Source organism: Flavobacterium sp. WC2416 (assembly GCF_041200095.1).
In the GTDB taxonomy this organism is placed as follows: Bacteria; Bacteroidota; Bacteroidia; order Flavobacteriales; family Flavobacteriaceae; genus Flavobacterium.
Genome location: NZ_CP165626.1, coordinates 346,865 through 363,064 on the forward strand (window position 1 = coordinate 346,865; position 16,200 = coordinate 363,064).

At 32.3% G+C, this 16,200-nt stretch carries 16 protein-coding genes; 7 read left to right on the forward strand and 9 right to left on the reverse strand.

Translation table 11 applies throughout. The annotated features are described in order from the left end of the window. Window positions 1–14 precede the first annotated feature (14 nt). A complete protein-coding gene (gene rnhA, locus AB3G39_RS01480; protein WP_367773007.1) occupies window positions 15–500 on the reverse strand; it encodes a ribonuclease HI in 486 nt (161 codons plus the stop codon). Between the two features lie 42 nt (window positions 501–542). Next, window positions 543–1,106, reverse strand: coding sequence for a phosphoribosylglycinamide formyltransferase (gene purN / locus AB3G39_RS01485; RefSeq protein WP_369752940.1), 564 nt, complete (start codon window positions 1,104–1,106; stop codon window positions 543–545). 176 nt (window positions 1,107–1,282) lie between these two features. Between purN and AB3G39_RS01490 the strand changes: the two genes are divergently transcribed. The 6 genes from AB3G39_RS01490 to AB3G39_RS01515 all read left to right on the forward strand — a co-directional run bounded on the left by AB3G39_RS01490 (window position 1,283) and on the right by AB3G39_RS01515 (window position 6,620). After that, window positions 1,283–1,519, forward strand: coding sequence for an acyl carrier protein (locus AB3G39_RS01490; RefSeq protein WP_007137004.1), 237 nt, complete (start codon window positions 1,283–1,285; stop codon window positions 1,517–1,519). A 182-nt stretch (window positions 1,520–1,701) separates the two neighbouring features. Continuing rightward, the gene (gene fabF / locus AB3G39_RS01495) at window positions 1,702–2,955 is read left to right on the forward strand and encodes a beta-ketoacyl-ACP synthase II (RefSeq protein WP_367756509.1); all 1,254 of its coding nucleotides are present in this window, start codon (window positions 1,702–1,704) and stop codon (window positions 2,953–2,955) included. 7 nt (window positions 2,956–2,962) lie between these two features. Further along, complete coding sequence (rnc, locus tag AB3G39_RS01500) at window positions 2,963–3,703, forward strand: ribonuclease III (RefSeq protein WP_367756507.1); 741 nt, start codon at window positions 2,963–2,965, stop codon at window positions 3,701–3,703. 113 nt (window positions 3,704–3,816) lie between these two features. Then, the gene (locus AB3G39_RS01505) at window positions 3,817–4,308 is read left to right on the forward strand and encodes an IPExxxVDY family protein (protein ID WP_369769657.1); all 492 of its coding nucleotides are present in this window, start codon (window positions 3,817–3,819) and stop codon (window positions 4,306–4,308) included. Window positions 4,309–4,313: 5 nt separating this feature from the next. Next, on the forward strand, window positions 4,314–5,744 hold the full coding sequence (pyk, locus tag AB3G39_RS01510; protein WP_367773001.1) for a pyruvate kinase: 1,431 nt from the start codon (window positions 4,314–4,316) through the stop codon (window positions 5,742–5,744). Window positions 5,745–5,855: 111 nt separating this feature from the next. Next, window positions 5,856–6,620, forward strand: a complete 765-nt coding sequence (locus AB3G39_RS01515; RefSeq protein WP_369752937.1) for a Bax inhibitor-1/YccA family protein — start codon at window positions 5,856–5,858, stop codon at window positions 6,618–6,620. A 45-nt stretch (window positions 6,621–6,665) separates the two neighbouring features. Here the strand turns inward: AB3G39_RS01515 and AB3G39_RS01520 are convergent, their stop codons facing one another. Together AB3G39_RS01520 and dinB are read right to left on the reverse strand one after the other, a co-directional pair. Beyond that, a complete protein-coding gene (locus tag AB3G39_RS01520) occupies window positions 6,666–7,184 on the reverse strand; it encodes a PAS domain-containing protein (RefSeq protein WP_367772997.1) in 519 nt (172 codons plus the stop codon). 93 nt (window positions 7,185–7,277) lie between these two features. Beyond that, a complete protein-coding gene (dinB, locus tag AB3G39_RS01525; RefSeq protein WP_369752936.1) occupies window positions 7,278–8,360 on the reverse strand; it encodes a DNA polymerase IV in 1,083 nt (360 codons plus the stop codon). Between the two features lie 202 nt (window positions 8,361–8,562). Here dinB and AB3G39_RS01530 point away from each other — a divergent pair, with 202 nt between their 5' ends. Next, entirely contained in the window at window positions 8,563–9,033 is a 471-nt protein-coding gene (locus tag AB3G39_RS01530) for a CYTH domain-containing protein (protein ID WP_369765847.1), read from the forward strand. On the opposite strand, the gene AB3G39_RS01535 is transcribed toward AB3G39_RS01530, so the two are convergent. The 5 genes from AB3G39_RS01535 to AB3G39_RS01555 all read right to left on the reverse strand — a co-directional run bounded on the left by AB3G39_RS01535 (window position 9,034) and on the right by AB3G39_RS01555 (window position 16,196). After that, entirely contained in the window at window positions 9,034–9,531 is a 498-nt protein-coding gene (locus AB3G39_RS01535; protein ID WP_369765848.1) for a septal ring lytic transglycosylase RlpA family protein, read from the reverse strand. Between the two features lie 79 nt (window positions 9,532–9,610). Then, window positions 9,611–10,051: a hypothetical protein gene (locus tag AB3G39_RS01540; RefSeq protein ID WP_367772991.1), complete on the reverse strand. Its 441-nt coding sequence runs from the start codon at window positions 10,049–10,051 to the stop codon at window positions 9,611–9,613. Between the two features lie 99 nt (window positions 10,052–10,150). Then, a complete protein-coding gene (locus AB3G39_RS01545) occupies window positions 10,151–12,862 on the reverse strand; it encodes a TonB-dependent receptor (RefSeq protein WP_369765849.1) in 2,712 nt (903 codons plus the stop codon). A gap of 278 nt (window positions 12,863–13,140) precedes the next feature. Beyond that, window positions 13,141–14,784, reverse strand: coding sequence for a glucose-6-phosphate isomerase (gene pgi / locus AB3G39_RS01550; protein ID WP_369765850.1), 1,644 nt, complete (start codon window positions 14,782–14,784; stop codon window positions 13,141–13,143). A gap of 194 nt (window positions 14,785–14,978) precedes the next feature. Next, window positions 14,979–16,196, reverse strand: a complete 1,218-nt coding sequence (locus AB3G39_RS01555; protein WP_369765851.1) for a peptidoglycan DD-metalloendopeptidase family protein — start codon at window positions 16,194–16,196, stop codon at window positions 14,979–14,981. Window positions 16,197–16,200: the final 4 nt, after the last annotated feature.

Below are 16,200 nucleotides of genomic sequence, written 5' to 3' on the forward strand. Positions count from 1 at the left end.
AACTCGCAAAATTTTCATAAAACTTTACCTTCTTCTTTCTCATAAAAAGTATCAACCGAAACCTCTTTTTGCACGGAAGCCATAACAGCAAGTTCATCACATCTTTCATTCTGAGGATGATTATTATGCCCTTTAATCCACTTAAAATCAACCTGGTGTTTTCTATAGATAATTAGGAGCCGTTTCCATAAATCGGAGTTTTTTCTGTCAACGAATTTCTTTTTCTCCCAGCCAAACACCCATTTTTTAACAACAGAATCTACTACATATTTCGAATCCGACACCACTAACACTTTTGTATTGGGATTTTTCAATTTTTCTAATCCTACAATTACCGCCAATAGCTCCATTCTATTATTAGTAGTTCGTCTAAAACCTTCGTAAAATTCTTTTCTATACGTCTTACCCTCCACAACGCTTTCCATGACTACACCGTAGCCTCCTTTTCCAGGGTTTCCTTTTGCAGCACCATCAGTATATATATGTACTTCGTAGTCCATTTATTGAATTTTAATTTATCTAGCGATAAAAAATGTATTGTTTTATTTTTTCAAAAGATCCCCTATAACTTCTGGGAAATACCTTTGCTCTAGATCGTGTATTTTTTCGGCAACAACTTCTGATGTATCCGTACCTAAAACAGTCACTTTCTTTTGAAATATAATCCCTCCTTCATCATAATGCTCATTAACATAATGAATCGTAATTCCAGTTTCTGATTCTCTATTTTCAACCACCGCTCTATGCACATTCATACCATACATTCCTTTTCCTCCATATTTAGGTAATAATGCAGGATGAATATTAATGATTTTATTGGGGTAAGCATGAATAATATTCTCGGGGAATTTCAATAGAAATCCGGCAAGAACGATCAAATCAGGTTGAATTGCCTTAATCTTTTGTAGTACTTTACCTTCAAATAGATCGTCTTTAGAAAAAACTTCCGTCGGAACTTCGTGTTTACTTGCACGCTCAATAACCATTGCCTTAGAATTGTTTGTAAACACTGCAACAACAGTCCCACTTTCATTTTCCTTAAAGTACTTTATGATATTTTCAGCATTAGTACCCGATCCGGAAGCGAAAACAACTATTTTTTTCATAATCTACACAATTTTAATAACGCAAAAAAAGGAATAAAAAATGAAAATAAATAACATTGAGAAGCCTTTGTTTTAATTTATTTTATAATTTAGTTGACACATTTATTAACTTATTGGTTGTTTTAAAATAAAGTTTTTTATTTTTGCCAACAAATTAAATTCTAAAATTAAAGATTATGTCAGACATTGCATCAAGAGTAAAAGCGATTATCGTAGACAAATTAGGCGTTGACGAAAACGAAGTTGTAACAGAAGCAAGCTTCACTAATGATTTAGGAGCTGACTCATTAGACACTGTTGAGCTTATTATGGAATTCGAAAAAGAATTTGACATTCAAATTCCAGACGATCAAGCAGAAAACATTGCTACTGTTGGTCAAGCTATTTCTTACATCGAAGAAGCTAAAAAATAATAAACACACACTCGCTTGCAACTTTTGTAAGCGGGTGTTATTATTTTTTTAAATATGAAATTCGGGATTGAAGTTCAATCCAAAAGATATTTATAATCTAATACCCACGGCTTTTTTGTAATAACAATACAGTAAAGAAAGCGTGGGTTTTATTTGTTTAAAGATAACAAAATACATAAGTTATGGTATTAAAGCGAGTTGTTGTAACAGGTTTAGGTGCTCTTACTCCTATAGGAAATAATATTCAAGAATATTGGAACGCCCTTATTAACGGTGTTAGTGGCGCAGCTCCAATTACTTATTTTGACGCTACAAAATTCAAAACACAGTTTGCTTGCGAATTGAAAAATTTTAATGTCGAAGATTTTCTAGACAGAAAAGAAGCAAGAAAAATGGATCGTTATGCACAATATGCAATGGTTTCATCTGAAGAAGCAGTTCGTGACGCAGGGTTTGATTTTGAAAAATTAGACAAAGACAGAGCGGGTGTAATATGGGGTTCTGGAATTGGAGGACTTGAAACATTTCAAATCGAAATGTTGAACTTCGCCGCTGGCGACGGTACACCAAAATTCAATCCTTTCTTTATACCAAAAATGATTTCAGATATTGCCAGTGGTCATATCTCCATTAAATATGGTTTTAGAGGTCCAAACTTTGCAACCGTTTCAGCTTGTGCTTCTTCTACAAACGCCATTATTGACGCTTTTAACTATATTAGACTAGGACATGCAGATGTCATGGTAACTGGTGGATCTGAGGCCGCAGTAACAATTGCTGGTATGGGTGGATTTAATGCCATGCATGCACTATCAACAAGAAATGATGATCCAAAAACTGCTTCAAGACCAATGGATAAAGACCGAGATGGCTTTGTACTTGGAGAAGGTGCTGGAGCTTTAATTCTTGAAGAATACGAACACGCAATCGCTAGAGGTGCAAACATATATTGCGAAATAGGTGGAGGCGGTATGTCTGCAGATGCACATCACATTACAGCTCCACATCCTGAAGGATTAGGTGCTAAAAATGTAATGTTAAATTGCTTAAGAGATGCTGGATTGAAGCCTACAGATGTAGATGGAGTAAATATGCACGGAACTTCAACTCCATTAGGAGATTTAGCCGAATCAAAAGCAATTGAGCATGTTTTTGGCGATCATGCATACACCATGAATTTGAATTCAACAAAATCAATGACTGGTCACCTTCTAGGTGCCGCTGGTGCTGTTGAAACCATATCTTCAATTCTCTCCATGAAACACGGATTAGTTCCTCCAACAATAAATCATTTTACAGATGATGAAAATATTGACCCTAAATTAAACTTTACTTTTAATGTAGCTCAAAAAAGAGACATGAAAGTGGTTATGAGTAATACTTTTGGATTTGGTGGACACAACGCATGCGTATTAGTAAAAAAATTAGACTTGTAACCAACCTATGAGTATAATAAGAAAAATATTTTCGAAATCCCGTTCTCTAGAAGACGGGATTTTTTTTGATGCTATTCAAAAAATTTTAGGCTTTGCACCAAAAAATATTGACCATTACAGAAAAGCATTCACACACCGTTCTTCAAATAAATTAAACTCAGAAGGCAACCCAATAAATTACGAAAGACTAGAGTTTTTAGGTGACGCCATGTTAAGTGCTGTAATAGCCGCACATTTATTCAATAAAGCACCACATGGTGATGAAGGATACCTCACAAAGATGCGCTCAAAAATTGTAAGTAGAGAACACTTGAATGAATTAGGAAAAGACCTAAATTTAATTCGCTTTATCGAAAGCAAAGTACCCGTGCAACATTTTGGAGAAAATATTCATGGAAATATTTTTGAATCATTAGTGGGTGCAATATATCTTGATAAAGGATATGAATATTGCGAAAAATTTATTCAAAAAAGAGTAGTTCTTCCTTATGTAGATATTTCAAGGTTAGAAGGAAAAGTAATCAGTTATAAGAGTTTAGTTATCGAATGGTGTCAAAAAGAAAAGAAAATATTCCATTATGACATTTATGAAGATAACGGCATTGATGGAGAACGTCTTTTTGGAGTTAAATTAAGTATTGACGAAAAAGTCATCGCAAAAGCAAGAGCAACATCAAAAAAGAAGGCTGAAGAAAAAGCATCACAACGTGCTTATTTTGCATTTCAAGAAAAAATGGATAAGAAATAATATTAAATCCACTAAAACTACAACGTTTTCGTTCATAAATTAACGAAATCATTACATTTTCCGTTCTTTAACTTCGATAGAAATACTATATTTACAACATATTTTACATGAATATGGCTATTCATAAACTGGATCTTGGAGAATTTGACGAAATAGACTATAATCTTATTGCTATACATACTGCACTGGAAGATTATCGATTAGCGTTTTTTATCAATCAAAAACTTCCAATAATTCTAGGAAAAAGTAAGGATGAAGTTCAAATTAACATAAAAGAAGGAGAAACAAAATTTTCTAGATTTTATTATTATGACTCAGAAAATGCTATTTCTTGGAATTTAATTCAAAATAAAAATGAGGTTTATCAAGATCAAAAAAAAGATATAGCTCAAAATCTATTTTCAAATATAACAATGGAGATTTCGACAAAAGTTTATTTGCTCCCAGAATTTAAAAAAGCAGATTATTTTTTAAAAATTGAAAATACTCAAGACACGATTAATGTGTCAAAAATTAAAGAAATATTAAATACCATTGAAAGTATATCTACAGTTTACACAGTAGATACAAATCAAATAAAATCAAAAAACAATTTAATTTTTTAATAAAAATGATTACAAACAAAAAAACCAAAATTGTAGCCACACTTGGACCTGCATGTAGTACCAGAGAGATTATAAAAGATATGATCGACGCAGGGGTAAATGTGTTTAGAGTTAACTTCTCACACGCAGATTATTCTGATGTTACAGAAAAAATCAATATCATAAGAGGACTTAACGAAGAATTTGGATACACTACAGCGATACTTGGAGACTTACAAGGACCAAAGCTTCGTGTAGGAGTAATGAATGAAGGAGTAGTTGTAAATGACGGTGACTTAATTACTTTTACTACTGCTGAAGAAGTTCTTGGAACAGCACAAAAAGTGTTCATGAAATATAAAAATTTCCCAAACGATGTAAATCCTGGGGAAAGAATTTTATTGGATGACGGAAAACTTATTTTTGAGATTGTTGAAACTGATAAAAAAACCGAAGTTGTTGCAAGAGTAATACAAGGTGGTGAGTTGAAATCAAAAAAAGGAGTAAACTTACCTAATACTAAAATTTCTCTTCCAGCAATGACAGAGAAAGATATCGCTGATGCTATATTTGCAATTGGACAAAAAGTAGATTGGATTGCTCTATCTTTTGTGAAAACACCTCAAGATTTAAAAGATTTACAGGACTTAATTGCAGAACATTCAGAATATAAAATTCCGATTGTTGCGAAAATCGAAATGCCTGAAGCATTAGAAAACATCGATAAGATTGTAGCTTATTGTGATGGATTAATGGTTGCTCGTGGAGATCTTGGAGTTGAACTTCCAGCTCATGAAGTACCCCTAGTTCAAAAAGAATTAATACGTAAAGCTAAAATGGCTCGTATTCCAGTTATTGTTGCGACGCAAATGATGGAAACTATGATTACTAGCTTAACTCCAACACGTGCTGAAGTAAATGACGTTGCGAACTCAGTAATGGACGGTGCAGATGCAGTTATGCTTTCAGGAGAAACGGCTACAGGTAATTATCCAGTACAGGTAATTGAAAAAATGACCCAAATCATTAAAGCAGTTGAAGACTCACCGCTTATTCAAGTACCACAAAACACACCACAAATAAAAACAAAACGTTTTATTACTAAAACAATTTGTCGTCACGCTGCCCTTATGGCTAATGCTATTCAAGCAAAAGCAATTTGTACCTTGACAAATAGTGGGTATACTGCATTTCAAATTTCAGCTTGGAGACCATCAGCACATATTCTAGTATTTACATCTAACAAAAGAATCTTAACTCAGCTAAGTTTATTATGGGGAGTTAAATCTTATTTCTATGATAAAGTAGTAAGTACAGATGAGACTGTTACTGATATAAATGAAATAGCAAGAGAAAAAGGATATGTTACTAAAGGTGACTTTCTTATCAACTTAGCTGCAATGCCTATCAAAGAAAAAGGAATGGTAAATACCATGAGAGTTTCTGAAATAGAATAAGTAAAGCTTTAAAATAATAAAAAATCCGTCTTGTAAGAAATCAAACAAGACGGATTTTTTTGTGCTTCGTTTATTTTTCATTTATCTTTGATAAAAATTAGTTCAACTACTATGGAATTCAAATCGAAAAATCCTTTTTTAAATAATAAATCTTTTTCTGCTACAAGCAAAGATCAAGTACATCAGGCCACCTTCATTGATTACAATCAAGAAATGACTCTGTCTGGAACAATCAATAAAACACTGCTTTTATTCATGCTACTTACTGCTTCTGCGATGGTTATCTGGTGGATGACTTTCAATGGCATGAATCCAATGGTTCCAGCTTTTGGTGGCGCTATTGTAGGATTAGTGTTAGTTGTTATATCGGCATTCAAACCGCAATACTCCCCTTATTTAGCTCCTGGCTATGCGCTATTTGAAGGGCTTTTTATTGGTGGGATTTCGGCAATTTTTGAGGCTAAATATCCTGGAATTGTTATTCAGGCAGTTGGCGCTACTTTTGTAACATTCATTGTTTGTTTGGGGTTATATAAATTTAAAATCGTCAAAGTTACTGAACAATTTAAATCAGTGGTGGTAGCTGCTACGCTTGCCATTGCCACTTATTATCTTATTTCATGGGTATTTTCTATGTTCACTAGTTTTCAACCAGTACACTACGGAAATTCCATGATGAGTATTGGAATTAGCGTATTCGTAATTATAATTGCTGCTTTAAATTTATTCTTGGATTTTGACAGAATAGAAAAAGGAGTCCAAGAAAAAATGCCAAAATACATGGAATGGTTTGGGGCCATGGGGTTAATGATAACCTTGGTTTGGTTGTATATCGAATTCTTACGATTACTCTCTAAGCTTTCAAGTAAAGACTGAAAAAATAGCTCTCTTAAAAACCCTTTCAAATTTGGAAGGGTTTTTTTATGCTGCTTTTTCAAAAGCAATGAAGTGTGAAAATTCACCGCTTACATTATAGATGGGATAACCATTAATTAAACAGGTGTATATATCTCCATTTTTTTTATAGTTCAAAATCTTTTTTTCAAATGGTTGCTTAAGTTGAATTGCTTTTCTAATTTGTTTTGATACAAAAGCACTAGTCTTTTTCCCCTGAAACATACTTGGACTTTTACCAATCACTTCATCTGGTGTATAACCGTTCATTTTAGTGATGTTTTGCGAGGCAAAAACAATCGACAACTGAGCATCAGTTACAATAATCACTTCTTCTTCTGAAAGCTTATTTTTTATATCCCAATATGGATTATTCCATTTATACATAGAGGCAATTTGCTCTAACATATTAAAATCTATAAATGAATTTTTCATATCATTTATCATGACACAATGAAAATCCCAAGAAGATACTGGAGTCGTTTTTATTCTTATACTCTTATGATGTTCAGCGACAGCATTTTCGTAGTGTTCAAAGTTAATCATGAGACTTATTTTTATCAAATATAATTGATATTCGAAAAATAATACACCAATAAGAATGTTTTAACTATTGTTGAACCTTACACATTCCCTTACTTAAAATGCAAATCTAAGTTGAACTACAACCGCTTTTTTAACTTCAGTATTTAGATTCCCCATGGATATCCCAAGTAATCTTACAGAATCTTTCATCTTTTCTTGATACAAAAGTTCCTTAACTGTTTCCAAAATCAACCCTTTGTCTGAAATAAAATAAGGAAGTGTTTTACTTCTTGTTTGCTGTGTAAAATCACTATATTTAATTTTTAAGGTAACTGTTTTTCCAGAAATCGTATGTTTTTTCAATCTTTTTTCTAATGATGTAGCGATTTTATCTAATTGCTCAATCATGAAAACCTCCGACGAAAGATTAACGTCAAAAGTATGTTCTGCAGCAACTGATTTAGTTATCCGATCCGATTTAACTTCGCTATTGTGAATTCCACGTACGACATGGTAATAAAAACTACCCGATTTCCCAAAATGTTTCTCTAAAAACTCCAATGATTTACTTTTTAAATCAACTCCCGTAAAAATCCCCAACTGATACATTTTTTCAGTGGTCACTTTTCCAACTCCATAAAATTTTCGAATTGGCAATACTTCCAAAAATGAAATAACTTCATCCGGATTTACTGTTTTCTGTCCGTTCGGTTTATTATAGTCACTGGCTATTTTAGCAACAAATTTATTAATAGAAATTCCTGCAGAAGCTGTTAGCCCTACTTCCTTAAAAATGCGTAATCTAATTTCTTCGGCTAATAAACTCGCGCTGGGGTTTCCCTTTTTATTTATTGTTACATCAAGATAGGCTTCATCTAGCGACAGCGGTTCAATCAAATCCGTATATTCTCTAAAAATTTTATGGATTTTTCCAGAAATCTCTTTATATCTATCAAAACGAGGTTTTACAAAAATAAGATCTGGACAATTTTTTTTAGCCATGACACCGCTAATCGCACTACGTACTCCAAACTTCCTAGCCTCATAACTAGCAGCAGCAACGACCCCCCTGTTTTCTGACCCCCCAACTGCAATGGGCTTCCCTCGTAGATCAGGATTATCCATTTGCTCTACAGAAGCATAAAATGCATCCATGTCAATGTGAATAATTTTTCTATTAATTGGGTTATCAAGCATGACACAAATTTAAATAGGTTTTACTTGAAAACATTCAAATGAAGGGAATTATTTGATACATTTGATGTCATCTTTTAGCCCAGATCGAAGCGACATCCTTTCTTATACTGAACTAGTTTCAAGATTTTGAAACCTAGTTCAGTATAAGAAAGATACAGTGAAGTGCTGGAAGAAGCTACAAAAAAAGACAAATCGATAAGAAATGATTGAAATAGAACGAAAATTTTTGGTTACCTCAGAAGCATTCAAAAAAGAAGCTTTTACTCAGAACAGAATTAAACAAGGGTATTTAAGCTCCGCTCCAGAACGAACTGTTAGAGTTCGAACAAAAGGAGATCGTGCATTTATGACCGTAAAAGGAGCCTCTAGCGAGTCAGGGTTATCCCGGTTTGAATGGGAAAAGGAAATTTCAATCGACGAAGCAACTAAATTACTTGAACTATGTGAAAAAGGGGTAATCGACAAAACTCGTTTTGAAGTAAAAAAAGGAAAACATATCTTTGAAATAGATGAATTTTACGGAGAGAATGAAGGATTGATTATGGCCGAAATAGAACTTACTTCAGAAAATGAAAATTTCGAAAAACCATACTGGCTAGGACAAGAAGTAACAAATGACAACCGTTACTATAACTCCTATTTGAGCACTAATCCCTATAAAAGCTGGAAGTAACTATTTTGTAAAAACTTCAATTGTCACAGTCATAACTCCTATTCCTTTATTTTTAGCAATTTCCATAAAAGCTCTTTTAGAAAGATCAATTTCTCTTGATCTTACAAAAGGACCTCTATCAATAACTTCTACAATAACCGACTTACCGTTTGCCTCATTTGTCACTTTTAATTTAGTACCAAAAGGGAATTTTTTATGGGCAGCAGTATACTTATTCATATCAAATGGGACTCCACTAGCAGTACGTCGACCATGGAATTTGTCAGCATAATAAGAAGCATGTGACCCTTTTTTATAAGGAAGCAATTTTCCCATTTTTTCTGTCAAAGTGTCTTTCTCCACTTCTTGCTGTGCAATTATCGTTTTTGTTTTTTTTACAGTGTCTTTTTGTATTGTAGGTTTTTGTAGAGATGTTTTTATCTTATCCGCAATGGAGCTTTGACTACTTGCCAAACCTATAATAGCTATTAAAAAAAACAATGTTATTAATTTTCTCATATTTCTTTTTTATGTAATGCATTTTTACAAAAACCGTACCTAGATAAAAAAAGCCCTGTAAAAAGGACTTTTTTTTATTTTAAAACCACAAACTCCATGGTATTCTACTTAAAATTAGTACTAAACCTAACGTATAAAAAATAGTAAATGTTTTAAATTTAGATTCGCTTGTTGTTAATTTTTTGTGCTTTGACCAGCCTATTGTAATGAGCGTTATTGCAATAATATTAATCACTGGATGCTCTACAGCAGTTAATCTAAGTGAAGCATTTTTCATTACTTCACCCATTCCTGAATTAACAATAGCAGAAAACCCATTTGGTGAAATAAAATACAAAATCAATCCAATCAACAATTGCGTATGTGTCCCTATCAATCCAAAAATAGCAATTTTTCTGTCTTTAGCAGTAAATTCTTTTTTACCAACTAAACCAAGAACAGCATTAAAAACTGCAACAACTAACAATAAAAGAGCTAAATATGCCCAACCAGAATGAAATTTTACAATAAATTCGTACATAGAGTAATTATTTTTTTAAAACAAATATAAACAAAAAAGCATAAAAAAACGGCATTACACTTAAAGTGAATGCCGTTTTAGTATATATTAATTTAACTCTTAGAAGTTGTAACGCAAACTAAAGTTCCAAGTTCTTCCATATCCGAAATAAACTTGATTTGTAGTAGCAACACCATCATAAGTAGGTGTATTACCTGTAGCAAAGTTATTAGTTCTTGATTCAGAGATATAAACTTCGTCTAAAACGTTGTTTACATTTAATCTGAAACTAACAGAGTCACTTTTGTCTTTACCAACTAACATTTTATATGAAAAACCTGCATCCATTAAACCATAAGATGGCAATTGCAATGTTCCATCATTTTGTTCAGTTGTAAATTTAGTAGGGTCAATTGAAGCGTATAATTTATCAGCAACTCTATAGTTAGCATCTAAACTTACTCTTTCAAACACTTCATATCTTGCTCCTATACTAGCTGTATTTTGAGCAGCATCACCTACTTTTAATTTATCTAAGTATAAAGTTGTAGAAGTACCACCACTTATTTTATTGTTTTCAGCATCGTATCTATTACTAGCTACGTTCCCTTTATATATCCAGTTTCCAATAGAGATCATTGCGTTTAAACTTAATTTCGGTAATGGCTTAGCATTCATTTCAAGCTCAACACCTGAGTGAATTTCTGTCAAACCATTAAAGTCATAATATCCACCAATATTATCAGCCGCTGAATCAGAATTTCTTTGGTATCTGTCTTTCCAAGAAGTGTAATACACATTTAAATTAGCACTAAACATTGAAGAACGGAAACCATATCCCCCTTCTAAACCTAAAACTTTTTCGTTAACTAAGTTTGAAGCTACTATAGATTGACTATTTGGATAAACCGCATTAAAGAATGGTTGTTTAGAGTAAAAACCTGAATTTACAAATACATTACTTTTTTCGCTGATGTTATAATTAACTCCACCTTTTACGTTTCCACCTAATAAATTTTCAAATTTAGTTTTATAAAGAGGATCGGTTGCTAAATAAAGGAAAGTATCTTCTCTTTTAAATCCTTGCTCAGAAATTGCTCCTTGAAAGAATGCAGAAAGGTTTTCATTAGAATATTCTAATTGTGTAAAAGCACCTAACCAGTTTACATAACCATTGTTATTGTAAGCAATTTTTTCTTGATCTTTAATATTTACAAAAGGATTCAAGCTTGGTGTAGCATCGTACGTTTTGTATAACACTCTTGATGGATTGTTTTTATCTGAAGTATCTTTAAATCCATCAGCACCAAGTAAGTCAGTCAAAATTCTGTAATGAAATCCAACATATGATCTTGCGTCAACACCAAAATCAAGAGTCAATTTATCCGATAATTTTGTATTTAAATCTATAACTGCACCGTACCAGTTATGTGAATTCATAGACGCTCTTCTAATAAAACCACCAGTAGAACTTGAAGAACTTGCGATACGTTCTCCACCAACTGATTTAAGGTAAGGCACAGCAGTTGTACCCACTGAATTAGATTGGCCAGTATTGTATTTAACGAATTCATCAATAGGAAGCAAACCATCAGCAGTTTTATAAGCTGAAGAATAAGGACTTTTTCCTATACTTCCCGTTCCTCCACCTCTACCCCATGAACCATAGAATACAGATGATAATTTTGTCTTGTCATTGATTTTATAATCCCAATTCAAAGAGGCAACCGGTTTACTATAGAAGTTTCTAGAAAAAGAATATTCTTCACCATTTTTGTAACCCCAATCTGAGTTGTATTTAATATTTGGCTCTCCATTTTTACCATATTTAATATATTCTGATAATGGATTTGCAAAACTTCTTTGGTGATGCCATTGAGGAGCACCTGTAAAAGTAAATTGAATATCATGTTTGTCATTTGGTTTATAACCAAAAGCAATAAAATAATTTTTCCCTTCAAATTTAGTTCCGTCAACATAACCGTCTCCAGTAGTTGAACTTAACAATACAGAAGCTGAAAGACCGTTTTTCATTAATCCTGTAGAGTAAGAACCTTGAACTTTTAAATAATTTGCATTACCAAAACCTGTAGAAACTGACCCGCCTTCTTTCATTTCTGAAGTTCTAGTAACAACATTTATTGTTCCCCCAACAGATGAAATAGCTAATTTTGAAGAACCTAAACCTCTTTGAACCTGCATAGCAGAAGTTACATCAGAAAGTCCAGCCCAGTTGCTCCAATAAACAGCACCCGTTTCCATGTCATTCACAGGAACACCATTTATCATAACAGCTACGTTTTTTTGATCAAAACCACGAATATTAATCCTTGAATCTCCAAAACCACCACCTTGTTTAGTTACATATACTGAAGGTGTATTTGCTAAGATTTCAGGGAATTCTTGAGTTCCTAATTTTTCTTGAATTTCAGATGCTTTAATTGTTGAAACAGCAACTGGAGTTTTTCTGTCTTTTGCAATTCCAAGAATAGTACTTGTAACAACCACTTCATCTAAATCGTTAGAATTTGAAGTTAAAACAATAGCTCCTACATTTTTTGTAGTACCATTTGCAACAGAGAATTTGATTGTTTTAGGTTCAAAACCTATAAAAGAAATAACTAATTCTCCAGATGTAACTGTAGTATTAATTGAAAATTTACCATTAAAATCCGCAGATACTCCAGTTGCTGAACCTTTAATAGCAACATTAGCACCAGGTAATGAACCTTGACCATCAGTAATTGTTCCAGTTATTTTCCCTTGAGAAAATGCACTTACAGCTACTAAAAACAGTAATCCAGAGAGTAACCAATTTTTCATTGTCTTCATTTTTATTTAGTTTATTAATTTTTGGCAAAATTATAACATTTTTACCTTAAAAAGTTAACGCAATGTTAAGAAATTTTTTTTTCAAATAATATTTTTTCAAATAAAAAATCAATAAATCATTCATTTTACAGAAAATAATGCGAAATAAACCTCAATAACCCACTGAAAATAGCAATTCAGTAAAAAAAGTAAATATAAAATACAGACTTGGGAAAAATAAAAAAACCCGAATTTTAGTAAAATTCGAGTTTTTTTATAACAAATTAAAAAAATATAATTTATTTATTCTTCAAAAAATAATTCAATAAAAATTCAGTTGAACTATCGTGACTTTTAACTTTTTCAGTATTGATTTCTTCCAAAATAGAATTAGCCAACTGTTTCCCTAATTCTACACCCCATTGATCAAAGCTGAATATATTCCAAATCACTCCTTGCACAAAAATTTTGTGCTCATATAATGCAATTAACGAACCTAAAGAATTTGGTGTTAATTTATCAATAAGAATAGTATTGGTAGGTTTATTACCATTAAACACTTTGAATGGAAGAAGGAATTTAGCTTTATCGGCTGAAAGTCCCTGTTTATCAAATTCTGATTGAACTTGGACTGCCGACTTTCCTTGCATCAAAGCTTCAGTTTGTGCAAAAAAGTTAGACATCAATTTATCGTGGTGATCTTCATCTCCATATAATGGCTTTACATAACCAATAAAATCTGATGGAATTAATTTTGTCCCTTGATGGATTAATTGAAAAAAAGCATGTTGTGCATTTGTTCCTGGTTCTCCCCAAATAATAGTTCCCGTTTCATAATTAACTGGCTTACCGTCTCTCCCTACACTTTTACCATTACTCTCCATAGTTCCTTGTTGCAAATAGGGAGCTAGTTTTTGTAAATATTGTGTATAAGGAATCAATGCTTCACTTTCGGCACCAAAGAAATTATTATACCAAACACTTAATAAAGCCAAAATCACTGGCATATTTTTATCAAAATCTGCCGTTTTAAAATGATCGTCCATTTCATTAGCACCACCTAATAATTCATCAAAATTATCAAAGCCAATTGCTAAACTTATAGTAAGTCCAACTGCACTCCATAAGGAAAATCGTCCACCAACCCAGTCCCACATTGGAAAAACATTATCAGGATTAATTCCAAAATCGGTAACTTTTTGAATATTAGTAGAAACCGCAACAAAATGTTTCGCAACATCCTCTTGTGTAGCCGATTTTAAAAACCATTTTCTAATTGTTTCAGAATTCGTAAGTGTTTCTTGTGTTGTAAACGTTTTAGAAACAATTACAAAAAGTGTAGTTTCTGGGTCTAACTTTTTAACAACTTCATTTACATGATCCCCATCAACATTTGAAACAAAATGAATATTTAACTGATTGTTATAAAATTTCAAGGCTTCCACAACCATAACTGGGCCAAGATCAGATCCACCAATACCAATATTTACCACATCAGTAAATACTTTTCCTGTATATCCCTTTCTAGCTCCTGAAATTACTTCATTTGTAAAAGCTTTAATTTTACTTTTTACATCATATATTTCTGGGACTACATTTTCACCATTAACATTTACAACAGCTGATTCCTTAGCTCTTAAGGCAGTATGAAGAACCGCTCTATTTTCGGTTTGATTTATTAATGCTCCTTCAAAATATTCAGAAATTGCATCTTTTAGTCCCACTTCATTTGCCAAATCCAACAATAAAGTAATTGTTTCTTGATTGATAATGTTTTTAGAATAATCAATTAAAAAATCATTCCATTGTAGATTAAATTTTTCAGTTCTTGATTTATCTTCTTCAAACATTTCTTTCATAGAAACTTTTTGCATTTCTGTAAAATGATTCTGAAGCTTCCCCCACGAAAGGGTTTCTGTAGGATTTATTGTATTTAAGGCCATTTATATCGAGATTCTAATATTAATATTATTTTTTTTGCAAAAATACAGAATTTAGTTTTAAATGATAAACACTTTTGATTTATATAACAATTTAATAGAAATAGAAAAGATAATAGGGCTACAATGAAATAGAGAGAACAAAATCAATTATAAATTGACCTGTTCTCTCTAAATTATGTAAACTATGATTAAAATTATAAATTAGCTATACTATCTAATTCAAACTTTAAGGGCTCTATATATTTTAAAAAACGAGTTTTATTAGCTCCATACATCGGCTCTCCATTTGGTAAGTTTAATTTTAAGGCATCGACTTGTTTTCCGTTTTTCCAAAATCGATAACACACATGAGGACCAGTAGCTAATCCCGTACTACCTACTCTTCCTATCACATCTCCTTGATTTACATGTTGACCACGTCTCACCAATATTTTTGACATATGTAAATATTGTGTAGAATAAGTTCCATTGTGTTTCACCTTGACATAATTACCATTTCCAGCTGTATATCCCGTCTTTTCAACTATTCCCGCTGCGGTAGTTGAAATAGGCGTTCCTGTTGGCGCAGCATAATCAGTCCCCTTATGAGCTTTCCATCTGTGTTGTACAGGATGAAATCTACTCATTGTAAATCTAGAAGTAATTCGACTGAACTTAATAGGTGTTTTAAGAAAGAAGTTTTTTAATGTCTTACCTTCTTCATCGTAATATTCAATCTTTCCCGAAGATTCGTTTTGAGCGAAAGGAAAGGCATATATGATTTTACCTTTATATTCAAAAAAAGAAGCTTCAAGGTCCTCAACTCCATCATATACAGAATCATTAATAAATCTTTCCGTAAAAATGATACCAAATCGATCCCCTTTTTTAAGTTTAAAAAAATCAATAGACCAAGAATATATTTTTGTTATTTTATTAGCTAAAGCTGCTTCAACACTTGCATTACCTAAGGTTTCTGATAGAGATCCTTTTAAAACCCCGCCAATAGATCTTCTTTTAATGGTTATGGGCCTGGTTCTTTTATGAGCTACAACTACAGAATCACGTAAATCAAAAATATAATAATTTATAGCATCGGGTTGATAAATAAAAACCTGTAACTTATTTGTTTTATCCTTTGACCGAAGCATCGTATAAGGTTTATTAGGTCGTATTACCCTAACATCAAAAGTGTCTTTTACACTTTTGACAATCTCAAATACTCTTCTATCTCCAATATTTTGTTTATCTATAATTGTTCCAAAAGTATCCCCTCTTTTTACAGTATCTTGTACAACATTAAAATCAGAATAATTAAACCCAAAATCAGAATTGTCTGCAATTGGTTTTACGGTTTTAACCTTAACTACATTTTCGGATTTATCATTAGACTTATTACAAGATAGTATTGTGGTTAATACTATGATAATCATGAAT